The sequence below is a fragment of the Neobacillus mesonae genome (genome assembly GCF_001636315.1).
Taxonomy (GTDB): Bacteria; Bacillota; Bacilli; order Bacillales; family Cytobacillaceae; genus Neobacillus; species Neobacillus mesonae.
In genome coordinates, this window is record NZ_KV440949.1 from 2,614,301 (window position 1) to 2,631,735 (window position 17,435).

A 17,435-nucleotide genomic window follows, 5' to 3' on the forward strand; every position below is an offset into this window, starting at 1 on the left:
CCGATCACATCCATTACAATCTTACTATATTCTATCATGATTAACTAAAATTTGAACTGGAAAATATATTACACTTCTTTAACATGTACTGATAAAGTGGCTGTTACATCATGATGCAGCTTCACAGGGATCTTTGTCACTCCGAGTGAACGAATCGCATCTGCCAATTCCATTTTCCGCTTATCAATCTTAATGCCGTGCTTTTTCTGTAATTCCTCGGCAACTTGCTTTGTTGTGATGGAGCCGAACAGTCTGCCGCCTTCACCAGCTTTAGCGGTTAATTCAACTGTTGTCTGGTCCAGTTTTTCTTTCAGCTTTTTTGCCTCAGCAAGCTCTTCAGCCGCCAGCTTTTCCTGCTTCTTATTTTGCGCATCTAGTGAACTAAGATTGGCATTTGTCGCTTCTACCGCTAAGCCCTGCTTGATTAAAAAGTTTTGGGCATAACCATCAGCAACATTTTTTATTTCCCCTTTTTTCCCTTTTCCCTTAACATCTTTTAGAAAAATTACTTTCATTCCTTCTTGCTCCCTTCAAAGTATTCATCAATCGCCTGTTTTAATTTTGCTTCCGTTTCAGCAATCGTTAATCCGGTGAGCTGTGTAGCGGCATTTGTCAGGTGACCGCCGCCTTTTAAGCTTTCCATAATAACCTGAACATTTACATTTCCTAACGATCGGGCACTGATGCCAATCACACCTTCATTTCGTTTGGCTACCACAAAGGAAGCCTGTACCCCATCCATCGAAAGTAACGTATCAGCTGCCTGAGCAATAATGACCTGGTCATAAACCTCAACCTCTGAGCCCTTAGCAATGGCAATTCCATCACGATAAAAGACCACAGACTCAATCAATTTAGACCTTTCCTTATATGTATCAATGCTCTCCTTCAAAAACTTTTGGACAAGCACTGTATCTGCGCCATGAGCTCTAAGGTAGGAAGCCGCGTCGAAGGTCCGTGAGCCTGTTCTTAACGAGAAGCTTTTCGTATCGACAATAATTCCGGCCAAAAGAGCCGTTGCTTCAATTACTTCTATTTTAACCTTCTTTGGCTGATATTCAAGAAACTCGGTTACAAGCTCCGATGTGGAGGAGGCATATGGCTCCATATAAACAAGCAATGGATTTGTAATAAAATCCTCGCTGCGACGATGATGGTCAATAACAACAACATGGTCAATTTTGTTCAGTAATCTCTCATCCATCACCAAGGATGGCTTATGGGTATCGACAACGACCAGAAGGGTTTTATCTGTGGCAATTTCCATCGCTTCATCCGCGCCTATTAGGCGGGAGTATAAGGTTTCTTGGCCTTGGCTGCGAATTTCCTCCATCAACCGCTTAACCCCATTATCTGTTTCCTGCACGTTCACGACAATATAGGCATCCTTTTGATTCATCTGGGCAACTTTATAAATTCCAATACTTGCACCGATCGAGTCCATATCCGGATTTTTATGCCCCATGATAACCACTTTATCACTGGCCGTAATGAGGTCCTTTAAAGCGTGTGAAATTACCCGCGCCCTTACACGTGTGCGTTTCTCAATCGGGTTGGTTTTGCCGCCAAAGAACTTGACCTTTCCGTTCGGCTGTTTAATCGCTACTTGGTCACCGCCCCTGCCTAGTGCCAAATCAAGGCTGGACTGTGCAAGCACACCTAATTCTGGCAGCGAAGAAACCCCAGCGCCTACGCCAATACTCAAGGTAAATGAGACATTGTGCTTAGACGTCATTTCTCTTACATCGTCAAGGATTGAGAATTTTCCCTTTTCAAGGTTGTATAGGATCTCTTCATTAAACACAGCCATAAATCGTTCTGAAGAAACCCGCTTTAAAAAAATACCATTATCATGGGCCCACTTATTCAATATGGAAGTAACCAAATTATTGATACTTCCGCGCATTTGGTCATCCATACCCTGAGTCAGGTCATCATAGTTGTCTAAAAAGATTGTCGCAATAACGGTCCGTTCGTTCTGATACAGTTTTTCAATTTCAGTCTGCTCTGTTACATCAAAGAAGTAGAGAAGCCGCTCCTCATGCTTGTGGACAACGCGGAATTTCCGCTCATAAAGAGTGATCACCTCTGTTTCGACTTCCTGTTTAATTAATGGAATCAGATCGTCCGCCACATCATACAGCGACCTTCCAACAAGTGTATCTTCATCAAAGCAAGAGGCCAAATATGGATTGGTCCACTCAATATAATAATCATCATTAATGAGCATGATTCCAATCGGCATCTCCAGCAGCGCTTCCTCACCAACCTTTTTCAACCGGTAGGAAAGAGTGGAAATGTACTCTTCCACTTCCTGTCTTTGACGCTGGTCAATCACAAACATAAAATAAATCGGAATAAACATGAAAAGCAACCCAGCAAGACTTAAGATCCAATTATATAGCAACAGGACGATGAGGAGTACTACTGTAACGCCTATTAAACCGTAAAAAGGGTATCGTATTGACCTCTTTTCCAAAAATTCCGGCAAAGTTTTTCAGCTCCAATCGAAAGTCTTACCCATTTTGATCAAACCGCTTTCGAAAATTAAATCCTAAATCGGTAATTCCCAATAACATTATTATATAATGAACCGGCGGGATGATGAAAGCGAGAATTGCCACAAGCACACCAAGCCCCTTTGCCACTGACCGCTGATGAAATATAAAGAAAATAAGTGAAAGTCCTTGCATCACCATAAACATTTCTAATATGTACATAGCATTGAGGACGGCGGTATACAAATAAGTCCCTTCTGCAGGATGGCCAAGGATTTTAATACCAATCGCGATTAAGTAATACCATAAAAGGCTTCTTGGCAGCGAAAGGTTACGAAAACTACCCCATGGCTGTACCTTGATGCCAAACCGTTTGATAATTGGAAAACAAATCCATTGGATAACAAATACAGAAGCAATAGATCCGATAATTAATAAGCTGGGAGCTAAGGTTTGAAAGGTATTAATCAAAAGTTCAGTTTGTTTATTCACCTGCTCAATTTGACTTTCCTGTCCCATTGAACGAAACAATTCCTTAGACATTTCGGCGGATTCTTTATAGGCTTGCGTAAACTCATGAATGATATCAAGTTGAAAAAACGACGCACTAACTACATACATAATAACCAACCCGGCCATAAAGAGCAGCGAGCTGGAAATTAAAATGACTGTTCGGCTCCTGTTTTTTTGCAGCAAATAACCGATTACTGAACCAATTACGCTGTACAAAAGCATCAACCCCAGTCCAATAAACGAACCGGCAAGAAAGGAAATAATAGCCGCCGCAATAAAAAAAGCTACGATGAATCTTATATTATTCTTCGCCGCAAACATCATGAATGGAAGCGGCAAGACAAAATTTAAGATAGAACCAATAAGCGGTACATAGACCGTTATTAATAAGAGGACCGTAAAGGCCGCCAGAAGAATTGCTCCTTCTGTTAGTTTACCTGCATTTCTCACTTCTTCACCCCTATATAAATTGAAAACCTAATCCTTTTATTTTATCTGCAAGTAGAGCGTTGTTCAACTTATTTAAAAGAAGGCCCTGATTTCAGCAGCCTTCCGTTTAGTAGGTTTCATACATAATAGTACCGGTCAAAGAAGTATCATAATCCCCCAGCGAAGCAACCTCGGTCTGAAACTGGCGGGAGGACAAAACCTCCTTCACGCTATGAATAAGCCGCTCATTTTCAGGCGTTTTTAACATAACTAAATCATATCGTTCCGTGATTAATGGAATAAAGTCAATGTCTACGATTTTAGAAACCTTTTCAATTCCCACTCCCACGTTTGCAGTCCCTGCAGCAATTGCGGAGGCGACACTTAAATGGTTTGTCTCTTCATGTTGATATCCGTTAATATTCCTTGGAGAAATATTGTTGATCCTAAGCTGCTCATCAAGAAGAATTCGTGCCCCCGATCCTTTTTCACGATTGACAATCTGAATATTCCCCTGATGTAAATCGCTCCAGGAAGTAATATTTAATGGGTTTCCTTTTTGTACATAAAACCCTGCTTTTCTGCACACGAGGTTAAGTAAAATATAAGGATAGCCAACTAATATTTTCTTTATATATGGCAAGTTATATTCCTTTGTATCACCGTCAAACATATGCAAACTGACAATATCACACTCTCCATTGTACATCGAAATCAGACTGTTTAAACTCCCCGTATATGAACGCAATGCCTTAAAGGGTGAATTTTTCTCAATGTGTTTACCAAGAATATCTAACACCATATCCTGCCCGCTGATAACGATATTATAGGTTTCCTTTGTCTCATTTCTAGAAGGATGGACAATCGGCGCTTGGAATTTCTGGTTTTGATTCGTCTTTTGTTTATTGATATAGATGTCAAGGTCATTTGCACTTACCCGCATCTGTCTGCCTACACGGAAAACGGGCAGTTCTCCTTTTTTGACTAAATCATAAATCGTTAATTTAGATACTTTTAATAGCTGTGATACTTCTTCTATCGTATAGGATAGCTCATTGGTCATTTGCATCACTCCTTCTAGTATTGTAACTTACAAGCCACTAAAAAAGAATGAACATTTTGATATTTGTTATTTTCTTTTTAGTTATAACTAATTATAATTAATTATAACAAGTTATAACTAGATATATAATAGGAGAGGAAGGATGGCACTGAAAAGGCAGATTGTTTTTTCTATTTTGTTGTTGTTGCTTATTGCTTCGGGATGTTCTAGTGAATCTGATAAGCAGCAGGGGCAAATAAAACATGGAAACAAGGTAGAGAAGGTGGAATTAACGGTTTCAGCAGCTGCAAGCCTGCAGGACGCATTGAATGAAATTACAACCGCGTTCGAAAAGGAGCATCAAAATATAAAAATCAACTATAACTTTGGCGCTTCCGGGGCACTTCAGCAGCAAATTTCCCAAGGCGCACCAGTCGATCTCTTCTTCTCAGCTGCGGAAGACAAATTTGATCGATTAGTGAAGAACGGCCTAATAAAAAAAGAAAACGGACTGAATCTTGTAGGAAATGAGCTTGTGTTAGTGGTTCCCAAAGAGGCGAATAAACAAATCCAAACATTTGAGGACCTTCCCAGAGCAAATAGAATTTCCATCGGTACCCCAGAATCTGTGCCTGCAGGACAGTATGCGAAGGACACATTAGAAAACCTGCATATTTGGAAGGATCTAAAGGATAAAATTGTTTTTGCCAAAGATGTTCGGCAAGTGCTTACATACGTAGAGACAAACAATGTTGATGCAGGAATTGTTTATAAGACAGATGCCATGATTTCGCCAAAGGTAAAAATTATCGCAGCAGCTCCTGAAAAAACCCATGCACCGATTATTTATCCGGTTGGGGTGATCAAGAACAGCCCCCATCAAACAGAAGCAATGGAATTTTATCAGTATCTGCAAAGTCCAAGTTCGATCGAAATTTTAGAAAAGTACGGTTTTAAAGGACTGAATTAACGCCTATGGCAGTAAACTTTTGGTCACCGATCAAACTATCAATTGAAATTGCTTCTATTTCAGGTGTCTTGGTAATAGTATTTGGGCTTTTTTTCGGAAAAATGATGGCGGGCAGACATTTTAGAGGGAAAGTCCTTGTGGAAACGGTCTTTCTGCTGCCGCTGGTATTGCCGCCTACTGTTGTCGGCTTTTTACTGATTGTTATTTTTGGCAGAAATAGTCCGGTTGGCCAGCTAATTGAATGGGTGATTCAGCAGCCGCTTATGTTTACAAAATGGGCTGCCATTATTGCCTCAACTGTTGTAGCCTTTCCATTAATGTATCAATCGGCAAAAGCGGGGTTTGAAGGTATTGATGAGGATATTGAGAATGCCGCCCGGGTGGACGGAGCGGATGAACTTAAGTTATTTATGACGATTTCAATTCCTCTTGCCCTTAAAGCGATAATATCTGGAGCCATTTTAAGCTTTGCCAGGGCATTGGGGGAATTTGGCGCGACATTAATGTTTGCCGGCAATATCCCGGGGAAAACGCAAACGATTCCCACGGCCATTTATGTCGCCCTTGATTCCGGTAACATGCAGCTTGCGTGGCTATGGGTTGCCAGCATGATTGGGATTTCATTTATCATGCTGCTGTGCGTTCACATAACAAAAGCTTAACGGCATAAAAAAAGACACCCAGCGGGGGTGCCTTTTTTTATAACTATTATTCGCCTGCAACGAATGGTAGTAATGCCATTTGACGAGAGCGTTTGATTGCAACAGTTAATTTACGTTGGTATTTAGCGCTTGTACCAGTTACACGACGTGGTAAAATTTTACCGCGTTCAGAGATGAATTTTTTAAGTAAATCTACATCTTTGTAGTCGATTTTAGTAATGCCATTTGCTGTGAAATAGCACACTTTACGACGCTTTGCACGTCCGCCTTTGCGTCCTCCTGCCATGAAAATTCCCTCCTTTAGAATTTAATAAACCCGTTGATTAAAGGTTACATTAGAATGGAAGATCGTCATCTGAGATGTCAATCTGTCCGCTTCCTGCAAATGGATCATCATCCACTCTTGTAAACCCTTGGTTGGAATTTTGTCGTTGATTCTGATTGCCGCCACCATATGAAGAACCTTGAGGCTCTCTTGGAGGAGCACCGTAAAAATCGTTGCTTCTTCCGCCGCCGCCAGTGTTGCCTGAAGAGTTCTTAGGCTCAAGAAATTGAACACTTTCTGCCAAGACCTCAGTCACATAGACACGGCGTCCATCTTGACCTTCGTAATTACGCGTTTGAATACGACCATCTACACCCGCCATGCTTCCCTTTTTCAAAAAGTTAGCGACATTCTCAGCTGGTTTACGCCAAACAACACAATTGATAAAGTCTGCTTCGCGTTCACCCTGCTGATTGGAAAACGGACGATTTACCGCCAAAGTAAAGGTAGCAACCGCTACTCCACTTGGTGTATAACGCAATTCAGGATCCTTTGTTAAACGGCCAACAAGCACGACACGATTCATCATCAGAATCAACTCCTTTTCCTTCCACAATGTTCCATGTGGAACATTTGAAAAAATTTTATATTAAATATTACGCTTCTTCTTTAATTACAATATGGCGAATGATATCTTCGCTAATCTTTGCAAGACGTGAAAATTCTTGCACTGCATCTGCTGAAGAAGATGTTTTCACGATTTCGTAATAGCCATCACGGAAATCATTGATTTCGTAAGCTAGACGACGCTTACCCCAATCTTTTGTTTCAGCAGTCTCCGCACCATTTTCAAGAAGAATTGTGTTAAAACGCTCAACTAGAGCCTTTTTTGCTTCATCTTCAATGTTTGGGCGGATGATGTACATAATTTCGTACTTATTCATCACGGTCACCTCCTTTTGGTCTAAACGGCCCTTCTTTAAGGGCAAGGAGCAATTATTCATTACTCACAAGTTGAAATTATATCACAGGCTTGACAATAATGCAATGTCCTTCACAATTATGCCAAATTTTGATTAACAAACAAAGGTGTCAGGCACCATGTGAAAAATTCACATGGTGCCTGACACCCTATTCCAATTTATTACACATTAAAACGGAAATGGATGACATCGCCGTCTTTTACTTCGTATTCTTTTCCTTCCAGGCGGACTTTGCCGGCTTCTTTGGCGGCATTATAGCTTCCTGCGGTTAGAAGATCGTCATAGGAAACTGTTTCAGCGCGGATAAATCCGCGTTCGAAGTCAGAGTGAATGATGCCGGCACATTGTGGTGCTTTCATGCCCTTTCTAAATGTCCAAGCACGAACCTCCTGTACACCTGCTGTGAAATATGTGGCAAGACCAAGCAAGCTGTAAGCGGCACGAATTAATTGATCAAGCCCAGATTCTGCAATTCCAAGCTCTTCAAGGAACATCTGCTTTTCTTCGCCTTCCAGCTCGGCAATTTCCTCTTCAATCTTCGCACAAATCACAATCACTTCGGCATTTTCATTTGCCGCATACTCACGAACCTGTTTTACGTACTCATTATCAGATGGATCTGCAACATCATCTTCACTGACATTGGCAACGTAAAGAACTGGTTTAATGGTTAATAGATGCAAATGTCTTACAAGTTTCATTTGCTCTTCGGAAAACTCAACTGAACGAGCTGGTTTTTCCTCTTCGAAGGCATCACGTAACATAGAAAGAACTTCAAATTCTGCTGCTGCATCCTTGTCCTTTTGTTTCGCTAACTTCTCCACACGGCTAATACGTTTTTCAACCGATTCCATATCAGCAAGGATTAATTCCAAATTAATTGTTTCAATATCGGAAATCGGATCAACTTTACCGGACACATGGGTGATGTTCTCATCAGCAAAGCAGCGAACTACTTGGCAGATGGCATCTACTTCACGAATATGTGATAAGAATTTGTTTCCTAAGCCTTCACCCTTGCTGGCACCTTTTACAATCCCGGCAATATCAGTAAATTCGAATGCAGTCGGTACAGTCTTTTTAGGCTGTACAAGTTCGGTTAATTTTTGCAGACGATAGTCAGGCACCTCTACTATCCCGACATTCGGGTCAATCGTACAGAAAGGATAGTTTGCTGATTCAGCCCCAGCTTGGGTAATTGCGTTAAATAATGTGGACTTTCCAACGTTCGGCAGCCCAACAATTCCAGCGGTTAAAGCCATTCACGTTCACTCCTCAAGAAATTTCATCTATTTTTAATATCATTAATTTTATAAAGGTCGTGTGAGCAGAGCTAAACTTCACTTAATTCCCAACAAAAAACTTTCTGCCACATTTAAATAAAGGTTTCCGTTTTTTGCGGCGCTCCGCCCCTTTACAAATACCTTTCACAATTATAGGCATTTGTCAGCAAAAAAACAAGAAAGCTTACAGGAGAAAAGACTCTCATTCTACCAATTTTTCAAAAAAGTTAAAGTTAATTTCAGCAATTTTCAACAAAGTTCTCTATTTAATTAGTAAATATGGTAAAATTTATTACAAAATCCACTCTAGTATCGCCAAATACAAGGAGATTTATACATATCTATGTAAAAACTTGGAGGGGGAGTAATGAGAAAGACAAACGTACCACATACCAAACCCGAACAACCCCGAATGCCGGGAAAAGTTGTAAAAAAGGCAATGATTCCTACATTCTGCTTTGCGGTTCTATCAACCGGTGCATTTCATGAGGCAGTTTATGCTGAGCAGCCAAACTCGGTACAATCAAGTGTAAAAAGCAACGTAACAACAAAATATGTCAATATTTCCAGCGGGTCATTAAATTTGCGCAAAACCCCTTCCACCAAAGCAGCTATCGTTACCTCTCTTGCAAAAGGGACAGCGGTAACGGTTTATTCTGAAGCGAATGGCTGGGCCAAGGTGAAAGCAAATGGGAAAGACGGTTATGTCAGCACGAGCTTTTTATCTGCTGCAAATTCCGACAGCTTCACAAAGCAATCAACAACCCAAACGGTTACTAAATATGTAAATATAGCGAGCGGTTCGTTAAATCTACGCGAAAATGCTTCTACCGGTTCAAAAGTCATTGGGTCTCTAAAAAAAGGGTCCACAGTAACCGTTTATTCAGAAGCCAAAGGCTGGGCCAAAGTAAAGGCCGGGAGCAAGATTGGATATGTCAGCACAAGTTTCTTAACTTCCAAAGATTCCAACTCTAACTCTGGTTCCAGTGGTTTCACTAACCAATCCATAACGACACCGGTTACTAAATATGTCAATGTATCGAGCGGGTCATTAAACATGCGTAATAGCGCTTCCACCAGTGCATCGATCATAGTTAAGCTGGCAAAAGGAACTTCTGTCAAGGTTTACTCCATCTCTGGCGGATGGGCAAAAGTGGAGGCATATGGGAAAACAGGTTATGTCAGTTCCGCCTTTTTAGGTGATAAATCTCAAAGTACAAACAACGATTCGTCTTTGAGTACCCAAAAAATCACTACTAAATATGTCAATATAAAGGCGAGCTCGAAATTAAATGTTAGAAAAAGCACTTCAACCAGCTCTGCCATTATTACAAAACTGACAAACGGCACCGAAGTAAAGGTTATTTCAGAATCTAAGGGCTGGGCCAAAATTCAAGTTAATGGGCAGCAAGGTTTTGTTAGCTCAGAATTTCTAGTCTCAAAAATTTCAAGCCCGAAACCACCACCGCCTAAAACAGAGACGCCAAAAACAGTCACAAAATATATCAATGTCAAGCTTGGCTCGTCATTGAATATGCGGACAGCCGCCTCAACAAAAGCATCCGTATTACTAAAGCTTGCCAGGGGTGTAGAAGTCACTGTTTACTCTGAAGCAAACGGCTGGGCCAAAATTCAAGTTTACGGAAAAACGGGATACGTAAGTTCTGATTTCCTTACAGCCACTAAACCGGTGGCCGGATCTGACTCGAACACTATAAAAAATCCAGCACCTGGGTCAAACACCGGCAGCGGATCAAACACATCTCCGGGTTCTAACACCGGGTCTGGTTCCACTACCGCCCCTGGATCAAATACCGGATCAGGTTCAGGCTCTTCTGGCAATAATGGTTCAAATCAGAGCAAGCCGACAGCAGTTGAAAAATATGTCAATGTTATTTATGGATCCAGCTTAAATATGCGGGCCGCCGCATCCGCTAATGCAGATGTTATTACGAAACTGGCACGTGGTACGCTGGTCACCGTACTATCTGAAGCAAATGGCTGGTCACAAGTAACAGCAAATGGTAAAACGGGATATGTCAGCTCCCAATATTTATCAGATACTGCTCCGTTTAACCCAAATACAACGGGTCCAAGTATCGAAAAAGTGTATGAAAGCTACAACCTTAGCTTAGCGGACATGGTAAAAATAGAGATGGCTTCTAATCCGCAAACTGATAAAAAATATGATACATATATTAGGTCCGATGCCTTAACCCTAACGAGTCCTACAAATGGTATCGTAAATGGTCCGAGCTGGAACGTAAGAGGCGGCGCCGGGGCTGAATATTGGAATGTTGGGCAAGTGAAAGATAAAGATACCTTGCAAATTCTCGCAACCGTTAAAGGCAAAGATGGATTTGACTGGTACAAGGTAGCCTATAATAAAACATGGGTCAATGCCAGTCCTGATGATGTCAGTTATTATGTGAATCCGAAAAATTTCCTTGGCACCACAGCTAATTCGCTGCAATTTCTGAAACTATCTGTCACAACAGAGCTTGATGCCAAAGAAGTAAATGATAGAGTGCTATCCGGTAAAGGTATTTTACAAGGTTTGGCGGCAACCTTTATTACAGCCGGAGAAAAATATGGGATCAATGAGATGTATTTAATTGCCCATGCCCTTTTAGAAACTAGTAACGGGCGCTCTGAACTGGCCAATGGTGTGCAGGTTAACGGAAAAAAAGTATACAATATGTACGGAATCGGGGCCTATGACGCTGATGCCATTAACAGCGGGGCACAGTTTGCCTATAATTCCGGCTGGTTTACGCCTGAAGATGCCATTATTGGCGGAGCACAATTTATTGCCAACGGCTACATCAATGCCGGCCAGGATACCCTTTATAAAATGCGGTGGAATCCACGTGCTGCGGCAGCGAACGGAAGAGCAACACACCAGTACGCCACAGATATCGGATGGGCAGCAAAACAAGTCAAGCAAATGTATAATTTATATAGTTTAATAGATTCCTATAAACTTGTATTAGAAATTCCGCAGTATAAATAAATTACTCTTAAACGTCCCATAGAGAGCTGATCTGTGGGATGTTTTTTATAATAATACCAAAAGAAATATAATAGTATTTTTCAAAAAATTGTATTATCCTTATTTAAAAAGTCTGCATTTGGGGGTGAATCTATTGGCAAAGGTAGTAAAAGCAGCATGTCCGTTAAATTGCTGGGATAGCTGCGGTTTTCATGTAACAGTGGACAACGGTCGGGTGACTAAGGTCGAAGGAGACCCCGATCACCCGATTACGAAAGGGAAAATCTGCGGCCGCGGCAGGATGCTTGAAACAAGAACAAACTCACCTGATCGCTTACTGTACCCTTTAAAAAAGGTGAACGGTCAATTTCAACAAATTTCCTGGGAGCAGGCACTTGATGAAATCGCAGCTAAATTCATGGATATTAAAGAAAAGTACGGAACAACAGCTGTCCTGCACAGCCATGATTATGCAAATAATGGGATATTAAAAAACCTCGATCAACGCTTTTTTAACTGTTATGGAGGCGTCACCGAGCTATACGGTTCCCTTTGCTGGGGTGCAGGAATTGAAGCGCAGAAATGGGATTTTGGCAACGCCTTAAGCCACGAACCAAATGATATTTACAACAGCAAAAACATTATCATTTGGGGCCGAAATGCGGCGCGTACCAATATGCATTTTTACGAGAAGCTGCTGGAAGTCAAGAAGCACGGTGCCAAACTCATTGTGATTGACCCGCTGTTTAACGCAACGGCTAAAATTGCTGATGAGTATATTACAATAAAGCCTGGTATGGACGGTATTTTAGCTGCGGGGATTATCAAGGAAATGCTCCGTTTGAAACTTGAAGACAAGGCATTTATCGAAAAGTCTACCCAAGGATTTGCCGACTTAGAAAAGTTAATAAATAGTTTTTCCCTTGAAAAAATAAGTGAAATGACGGAGGTTCCCGCCAAGGTTATCACAAACTTAGCGTATGTTTATGCCGATAAGCCGACAGCGACCTTTATGGGGCTGGGCTTACAGCGTTATCAAAACGGTGGTAACACCATTCGCCTGATTGATGCCCTTGTCGCAGTCAGCGGCAACATCGGCATTCCCGGCGGCGGCGCAAATTATGCCAATATCCAGGTCGGACAAAGCTTTGCATTTGAGGAATTAACCCTTCCGAGCCGCAGAAAAAACCACCGTTTATTTTCGATCATGAAACAGGCAGAGGATGTATTAACGGCAAAGAATCCGGAAATTAAGATGATTGTTGTAACCTGTGGCAACCCGCTCACCCAGGTTCCTGATTCAACAATGGTTGAAAAGGCATTTTCTTCGGTTGAAACAGTAGTTGTTATTGAGCAATTCATGACCGACACGGCAAAGCTTGCTGATTATGTGCTGCCGACTACCACAGCATTTGAGGAAGAGGACTTTTATTATTCTTCCATGTATCATCATTACGTTAATTACGGTCCTAAACTTGTTCAAGAGACCCCTGGGAAAGTGCAATCCGATTTGTGGATATGGACAGAGTTAGCCCAGCGGCTTGGATTTGGTGAGGATTTTAACTTCACAAGAGATGAATGGCTCAACATGACATTAAAGCCATTAAAGGATAAAGGCTTATCCCTTGAAAAATTAAAAGAAAAAAGCACATTAGAGCTGCCGGTAACAAAAATTCCTTGGCAGGAAAGGAATTTTGCAACACCGTCAGGTAAATTTGAATTTACCTCCCAATTGGGGCAGCAAAAAGGGTTTCCTGGGGAATTAACTTTTGCCCTTCCAGATGAATCTAAGTGGTCTAATCCAGAGCTTGCAGCAAAATATCCATACAGTTTGCTGACTATTCACCCTTTGCGTTCCAACCACTCGCAAAACTATCATTTGTTAGGCGAGAAGGTAAAGCTTAAAGTTGAGATTGCCCCAAATATTGCCGATAATCTAGGATTGCAAAATGGCGACCAAGTCAGAGTCTGGAACGACCGCGGAGAAGTGAAAGGATTTATCTCTATTCTATCAGCAGCCCACCCTAATACGATGAATATCGATGAAGGTATCTGGCGAAGATTTGGCGGACCAGTAAACAACCTAACCTCAAGCCGCGAATCAGACAATGGCTTAGGCAGCACCGTCTACGACTGCCTTGTTAATCTTGAAAAAATATAAGCAGGTGTCAGGCACCATGTGAATTTTTCACATGGTGCCTGACACCAAAAAAAGAAGCATGAAATGTTATCCTTCATGCTTCACCAAAATCTTTTTCATTTTCCGGGAAAACTCTCTTCTGGGGATCATTACACTATGGCCGCAGCCTTCGCATTTGATCCGGATGTCCATGCCCATGCGAATGACCTTCCAGCGATTTGTCCCACATGGATGCTGTTTCTTCATTTCTACCACATCATTTAGTCCAAATTCCTTTTCCTCCATCATGCTCACCCCTTATTATTTTTGCCCATCTGGATACATTATATATTTCGGCGATGGAACCTTAATTCCATGATTGTCTAGAATAACCTTGATATCCTTTCGAATCATTCTGGCAATACCCGCATGCTGCATTGGTAAAGTTTCCGCAGTAACCCGCAAGACAACTTCTGTCGGCCCCATTGTTTGAATCCCAAGCAGTGTTGGGGTAGCAACTAACGCTTCGTATTGACTCGGCATTTTTATCAATGCATCTTCAATAATCTTTTGAGCCTTTTCGATATCTTCACCATAAGAAATGGCAATATCAATAATCGCAATACTATTGTTCAGAGAAAAATTTGTAACCTGAGTGATGCTGCCGTTCGGCAATATATGCACTTCCCCAGTCCAGCTTTTGATTCTTGTTGTTCTTAACCCAATAGCTTCAACGTTTCCTTCATATTCTGCTACCCGGATATGGTCGCCAACGGAAAATTGATCCTCAAAAATGATAAAAAACCCTGAAATGACATCCTTCACCAAGCTTTGTGCCCCAAATCCGACAGCTAAGCCAACAACCCCAGCCCCGGCAATCAGCGCCTTAACGTCTATTCCCAAAACGGATAGAACCATCATAATGGCAATAAAATACACGACATATGTGAGCGTATTATCCAAAAGCTTTGCTAATGTTTCTTCCCGCCGTTCTGATTTATTAAGCGGCGATAGATTTCTTAGTTTAAAAACGTTATGAATGGCTACTTTCCCGATTCGAATAATGATATTGGCAATGGCCATAATAATGAAAATTTTTAAAAGCCCTTCACCCAAGTTAATCCATGTATCTTCATTTTGAAATTTATCAATGATATTTTTTTTAAAACCTTTTTCAGTTGTAAGATCTTCCATTTATCCCCCTGCTTTCGAAACTTTTATACCTAATCTATTTTAACAATTTTTATGAATAGATAATAGTGAAGTGTTTTTAGCATTTTTAGCTGGACCATGTATAGATATTCTAAATTTTCCGTATAATGTTAAAGCACATGATTGAACGTGGGTAAGGGGTGGACCGTAATGAATCTAAAAGCGCACTTTTTCGATAAAAAGGTAAAAACACAAATCTTCCATGATGATGCTCATGCCGCCCAAAATCTGGCCGCCGAGCTGCTTGGCTATATTCCTGAAGTAACCAGCCGCCCCATTGTCTTTGTCTGTATTGGCACTGATCGCTCCACAGGCGACTCTTTAGGGCCGTTAATTGGCACATTATTGAATGAAAAAAAGCTGCAGTCCTTTTATGTGTACGGAACGCTTGATGAACCGATTCACGCGGTAAATCTTGAAGATAAACTAAAAGAGATTCAAATGAAACACTCAAATCCATACATTATTGGAATTGATGCCTGCCTGGGCCGCACGAAAAATGTTGGTGTGATTCAAGTTGGAAACGGTCCGGTGAAGCCTGGAGCCGGGGTAAATAAAGAGCTCCCTGCGGTCGGTGATATGCACATTACAGGAATTGTCAATGTCAGCGGCTTTATGGAATTTTTCGTGTTACAAAATACTCGCTTGAATTTAGTAATGAAAATGGCCAAAGCCATCTCTGAGGGTATTTATTTGGCAGGACTGCTATATGATAAAACAGCCGTTAAAGAAGAGGAAAAGACTAATTAAAGAAGGGACCTAAGCCTAGAGCACAGGAGGTCCCTTTCTTTTTTACGTAAAAAAGTAATATTTAATCGTTACAATAATCCCGACAACGACAATACCAGGAAGGAGGTTGGCAACCTTCACCTTCGTTAAACCAACTAAATTTAATCCAATGGCAAAAATCATAATACCGCCTGTTGCCGTCATCTCGATAATAAACTGGTCCATTAACAGCTTTGGAACAAATTGATTGATTTGTGTGGCGAACAAGGCGATTAATCCTTGATACAATAAAACTGGAATAGCGGAAAAAATAACGCCGATTCCAAGGGTGGAAGAGAGAATTAAAGCTGTAAATCCGTCAATGATTGATTTAGTGTATAATATATCGTGATCGCCGCGGATGCCGCTGTCTAAGGCACCAATTATCGCCATCGCCCCAATGACAAAAATTAATGTCGCGGTCACAAAGCCTTCCGATATGCTGCCTTTTCCATTTGACCCGACCTTACCTTCCAGCCATTTGCCCACATCGTTTAATTTATCCTCCAGTTTCATCCATTCGCCAATTACCGCACCCAGGACAAGGCTGATAATGACAATCAAGAAGTTTTCACTTTTTAAACCCATTTGCATGCCCAAGACCATAACTGCAAGGCCAATTGCATACATGACTGTCGTCTTCATTCCCTCAGGGATTCTGTTTAATAACCTCCCAAGGAGCGTGCCGATAATAATTAATAATCCATTAACAAGTGTCCCCAATAAAAACATCGTACTTCTCCTTATTTTCGCCTCTCGAAATAGTATTAAATTTAACCTATCATGTTTTCAATCTATTGAAAAGAATTTTATAAAAAAATAAACCATCCTATAGATGGCTTACAATGATTCTTGATTTTGGCCGAGAATCTCCAAAATTCTCTCTAAATCATCTTGGGAGAAAAATTCAATTTCAATTTTCCCCTTGTTTTTATTTTGCTTAATCGAAACCGACGTACCAAACCGTTCACGAAGGGAATGTTCACGCTCTAGAATAAAGACATCCTTTTTCTTCTCCGGCTTCTTTGTTTCACGTGGAACATTTTCATTTAATTGCTGAATCCACTTTTCCAATTGACGGACATTCATCGATTCGTTGATGACCTTTTCTACTACCATTGGCAGATTGGCCTTTTTTCTAAGTCCCAGCAATGCCCGGCCATGCCCCATTGAGATCTTTCCATCCAAAATAAACTCTTGGATTTTTGGCGGCAGGGATAGCAGCCGGATATGGTTAGCGACATGCGGCCGGCTCTTTCCTAACCGTTTTGCCACTTCTTCCTGTGTCAGCTTAAGCCTTTCCATTAAGGTTTGATAGGCTTGTCCCTCTTCAATCGGATTTAAATCCTCCCGCTGCAGGTTTTCAAGGACAGCCAACTCCATCATTTGTTGTTCAGTAAATTCTCTCACTACGGCAGGTACGACAGAAAGCTTAGCTTCCTTTGCTGCCCGATAGCGGCGTTCCCCGACAACAATCTCGTAGCCTTTTATACTTTTTCTGACGATTAACGGCTGAAGGATTCCATGTTCGATAATAGAAGCCTTTAACTCCTCGATTGCTTCCTGCTGGAAGAATTTCCGCGGCTGATAAGGGTTTGGTCTTAGTTCCTTAATATTAATTTCTTGAACCGTTTCTTCTTTCCCGGCCTCCATATTGGAAAAAATAGCGTCTAAACCTTTCCCTAAGCCTTTTCCCAAG

The 17,435-nt window shown here is 41.3% G+C and carries 17 protein-coding genes; 5 read left to right on the top strand and 12 right to left on the bottom strand.

Annotated features, from left to right (window positions below):
- Positions 1-68 precede the first annotated feature (68 nt).
- The 4 genes from rplI to A6749_RS12325 form a co-directional block, all read right to left on the bottom strand.
- Positions 69-515, bottom strand: a complete 447-nt coding sequence (gene rplI / locus A6749_RS12310) for a 50S ribosomal protein L9 (RefSeq protein WP_066389891.1) — start codon at positions 513-515, stop codon at positions 69-71.
- Positions 512-2,491, bottom strand: coding sequence for a DHH family phosphoesterase (locus A6749_RS12315; protein ID WP_066389892.1), 1,980 nt, complete (start codon positions 2,489-2,491; stop codon positions 512-514). Before A6749_RS12315 ends, rplI begins: the two co-directional genes overlap by 4 nt.
- 25 nt (positions 2,492-2,516) lie before the next feature.
- Positions 2,517-3,461, bottom strand: coding sequence for a YybS family protein (locus A6749_RS12320; protein WP_066389893.1), 945 nt, complete (start codon positions 3,459-3,461; stop codon positions 2,517-2,519).
- Between the two features lie 106 nt (positions 3,462-3,567).
- The gene (locus tag A6749_RS12325; RefSeq protein WP_066389894.1) at positions 3,568-4,503 is read right to left on the bottom strand and encodes a substrate-binding domain-containing protein; all 936 of its coding nucleotides are present in this window, start codon (positions 4,501-4,503) and stop codon (positions 3,568-3,570) included.
- Positions 4,504-4,645: 142 nt separating this feature from the next.
- Here A6749_RS12325 and modA point away from each other — a divergent pair, with 142 nt between their 5' ends.
- Both modA and modB read left to right on the top strand, forming a co-directional pair.
- Positions 4,646-5,452, top strand: coding sequence for a molybdate ABC transporter substrate-binding protein (gene modA / locus A6749_RS12330; protein ID WP_066389895.1), 807 nt, complete (start codon positions 4,646-4,648; stop codon positions 5,450-5,452).
- 5 nt (positions 5,453-5,457) lie between these two features.
- Positions 5,458-6,114 (top strand): molybdate ABC transporter permease subunit, encoded by a 657-nt coding sequence (gene modB, locus A6749_RS12335; protein ID WP_066389896.1) that lies wholly within the window; start codon positions 5,458-5,460, stop codon positions 6,112-6,114.
- A gap of 46 nt (positions 6,115-6,160) precedes the next feature.
- Here modB and rpsR read toward each other — a convergent pair whose 3' ends face one another.
- From rpsR to ychF, 4 genes are all read right to left on the bottom strand, one after another.
- Positions 6,161-6,400: a 30S ribosomal protein S18 gene (rpsR, locus tag A6749_RS12340; RefSeq protein WP_066389897.1), complete on the bottom strand. Its 240-nt coding sequence runs from the start codon at positions 6,398-6,400 to the stop codon at positions 6,161-6,163.
- Between the two features lie 49 nt (positions 6,401-6,449).
- Positions 6,450-6,968, bottom strand: coding sequence for a single-stranded DNA-binding protein (ssb, locus tag A6749_RS12345; protein ID WP_066389898.1), 519 nt, complete (start codon positions 6,966-6,968; stop codon positions 6,450-6,452).
- Between the two features lie 67 nt (positions 6,969-7,035).
- Entirely contained in the window at positions 7,036-7,323 is a 288-nt protein-coding gene (gene rpsF / locus A6749_RS12350) for a 30S ribosomal protein S6 (RefSeq protein WP_066389899.1), read from the bottom strand.
- A gap of 200 nt (positions 7,324-7,523) precedes the next feature.
- Positions 7,524-8,624 carry a redox-regulated ATPase YchF gene (gene ychF, locus A6749_RS12355; protein WP_066389900.1) on the bottom strand — a complete coding sequence of 367 codons (1,101 nt, stop codon included), beginning with the start codon at positions 8,622-8,624 and terminating at the stop codon, positions 7,524-7,526.
- 388 nt (positions 8,625-9,012) lie between these two features.
- Here ychF and A6749_RS28930 point away from each other — a divergent pair, with 388 nt between their 5' ends.
- Together A6749_RS28930 and A6749_RS12365 are read left to right on the top strand one after the other, a co-directional pair.
- Positions 9,013-11,658 carry an SH3 domain-containing protein gene (locus A6749_RS28930; RefSeq protein WP_084797819.1) on the top strand — a complete coding sequence of 882 codons (2,646 nt, stop codon included), beginning with the start codon at positions 9,013-9,015 and terminating at the stop codon, positions 11,656-11,658.
- 133 nt (positions 11,659-11,791) lie between these two features.
- The gene (locus A6749_RS12365) at positions 11,792-13,798 is read left to right on the top strand and encodes a molybdopterin-dependent oxidoreductase (RefSeq protein WP_066389901.1); all 2,007 of its coding nucleotides are present in this window, start codon (positions 11,792-11,794) and stop codon (positions 13,796-13,798) included.
- Positions 13,799-13,864: 66 nt separating this feature from the next.
- Here the strand turns inward: A6749_RS12365 and A6749_RS12370 are convergent, their stop codons facing one another.
- Together A6749_RS12370 and A6749_RS12375 are read right to left on the bottom strand one after the other, a co-directional pair.
- Positions 13,865-14,062 (bottom strand): DUF951 domain-containing protein, encoded by a 198-nt coding sequence (locus A6749_RS12370; protein WP_066389902.1) that lies wholly within the window; start codon positions 14,060-14,062, stop codon positions 13,865-13,867.
- Between the two features lie 15 nt (positions 14,063-14,077).
- The gene (locus A6749_RS12375; protein ID WP_066389903.1) at positions 14,078-14,950 is read right to left on the bottom strand and encodes a mechanosensitive ion channel family protein; all 873 of its coding nucleotides are present in this window, start codon (positions 14,948-14,950) and stop codon (positions 14,078-14,080) included.
- A 168-nt stretch (positions 14,951-15,118) separates the two neighbouring features.
- Between A6749_RS12375 and yyaC the strand changes: the two genes are divergently transcribed.
- Positions 15,119-15,718, top strand: coding sequence for a spore protease YyaC (yyaC, locus tag A6749_RS12380; protein ID WP_066389904.1), 600 nt, complete (start codon positions 15,119-15,121; stop codon positions 15,716-15,718).
- Between the two features lie 42 nt (positions 15,719-15,760).
- On the opposite strand, the gene A6749_RS12385 is transcribed toward yyaC, so the two are convergent.
- Complete coding sequence (locus A6749_RS12385; RefSeq protein ID WP_066389905.1) at positions 15,761-16,468, bottom strand: DUF554 domain-containing protein; 708 nt, start codon at positions 16,466-16,468, stop codon at positions 15,761-15,763.
- A gap of 108 nt (positions 16,469-16,576) precedes the next feature.
- Positions 16,577-17,434, bottom strand: a complete 858-nt coding sequence (locus tag A6749_RS12390) for a ParB/RepB/Spo0J family partition protein (protein WP_066400949.1) — start codon at positions 17,432-17,434, stop codon at positions 16,577-16,579.
- Position 17,435 lies beyond the last annotated feature (1 nt).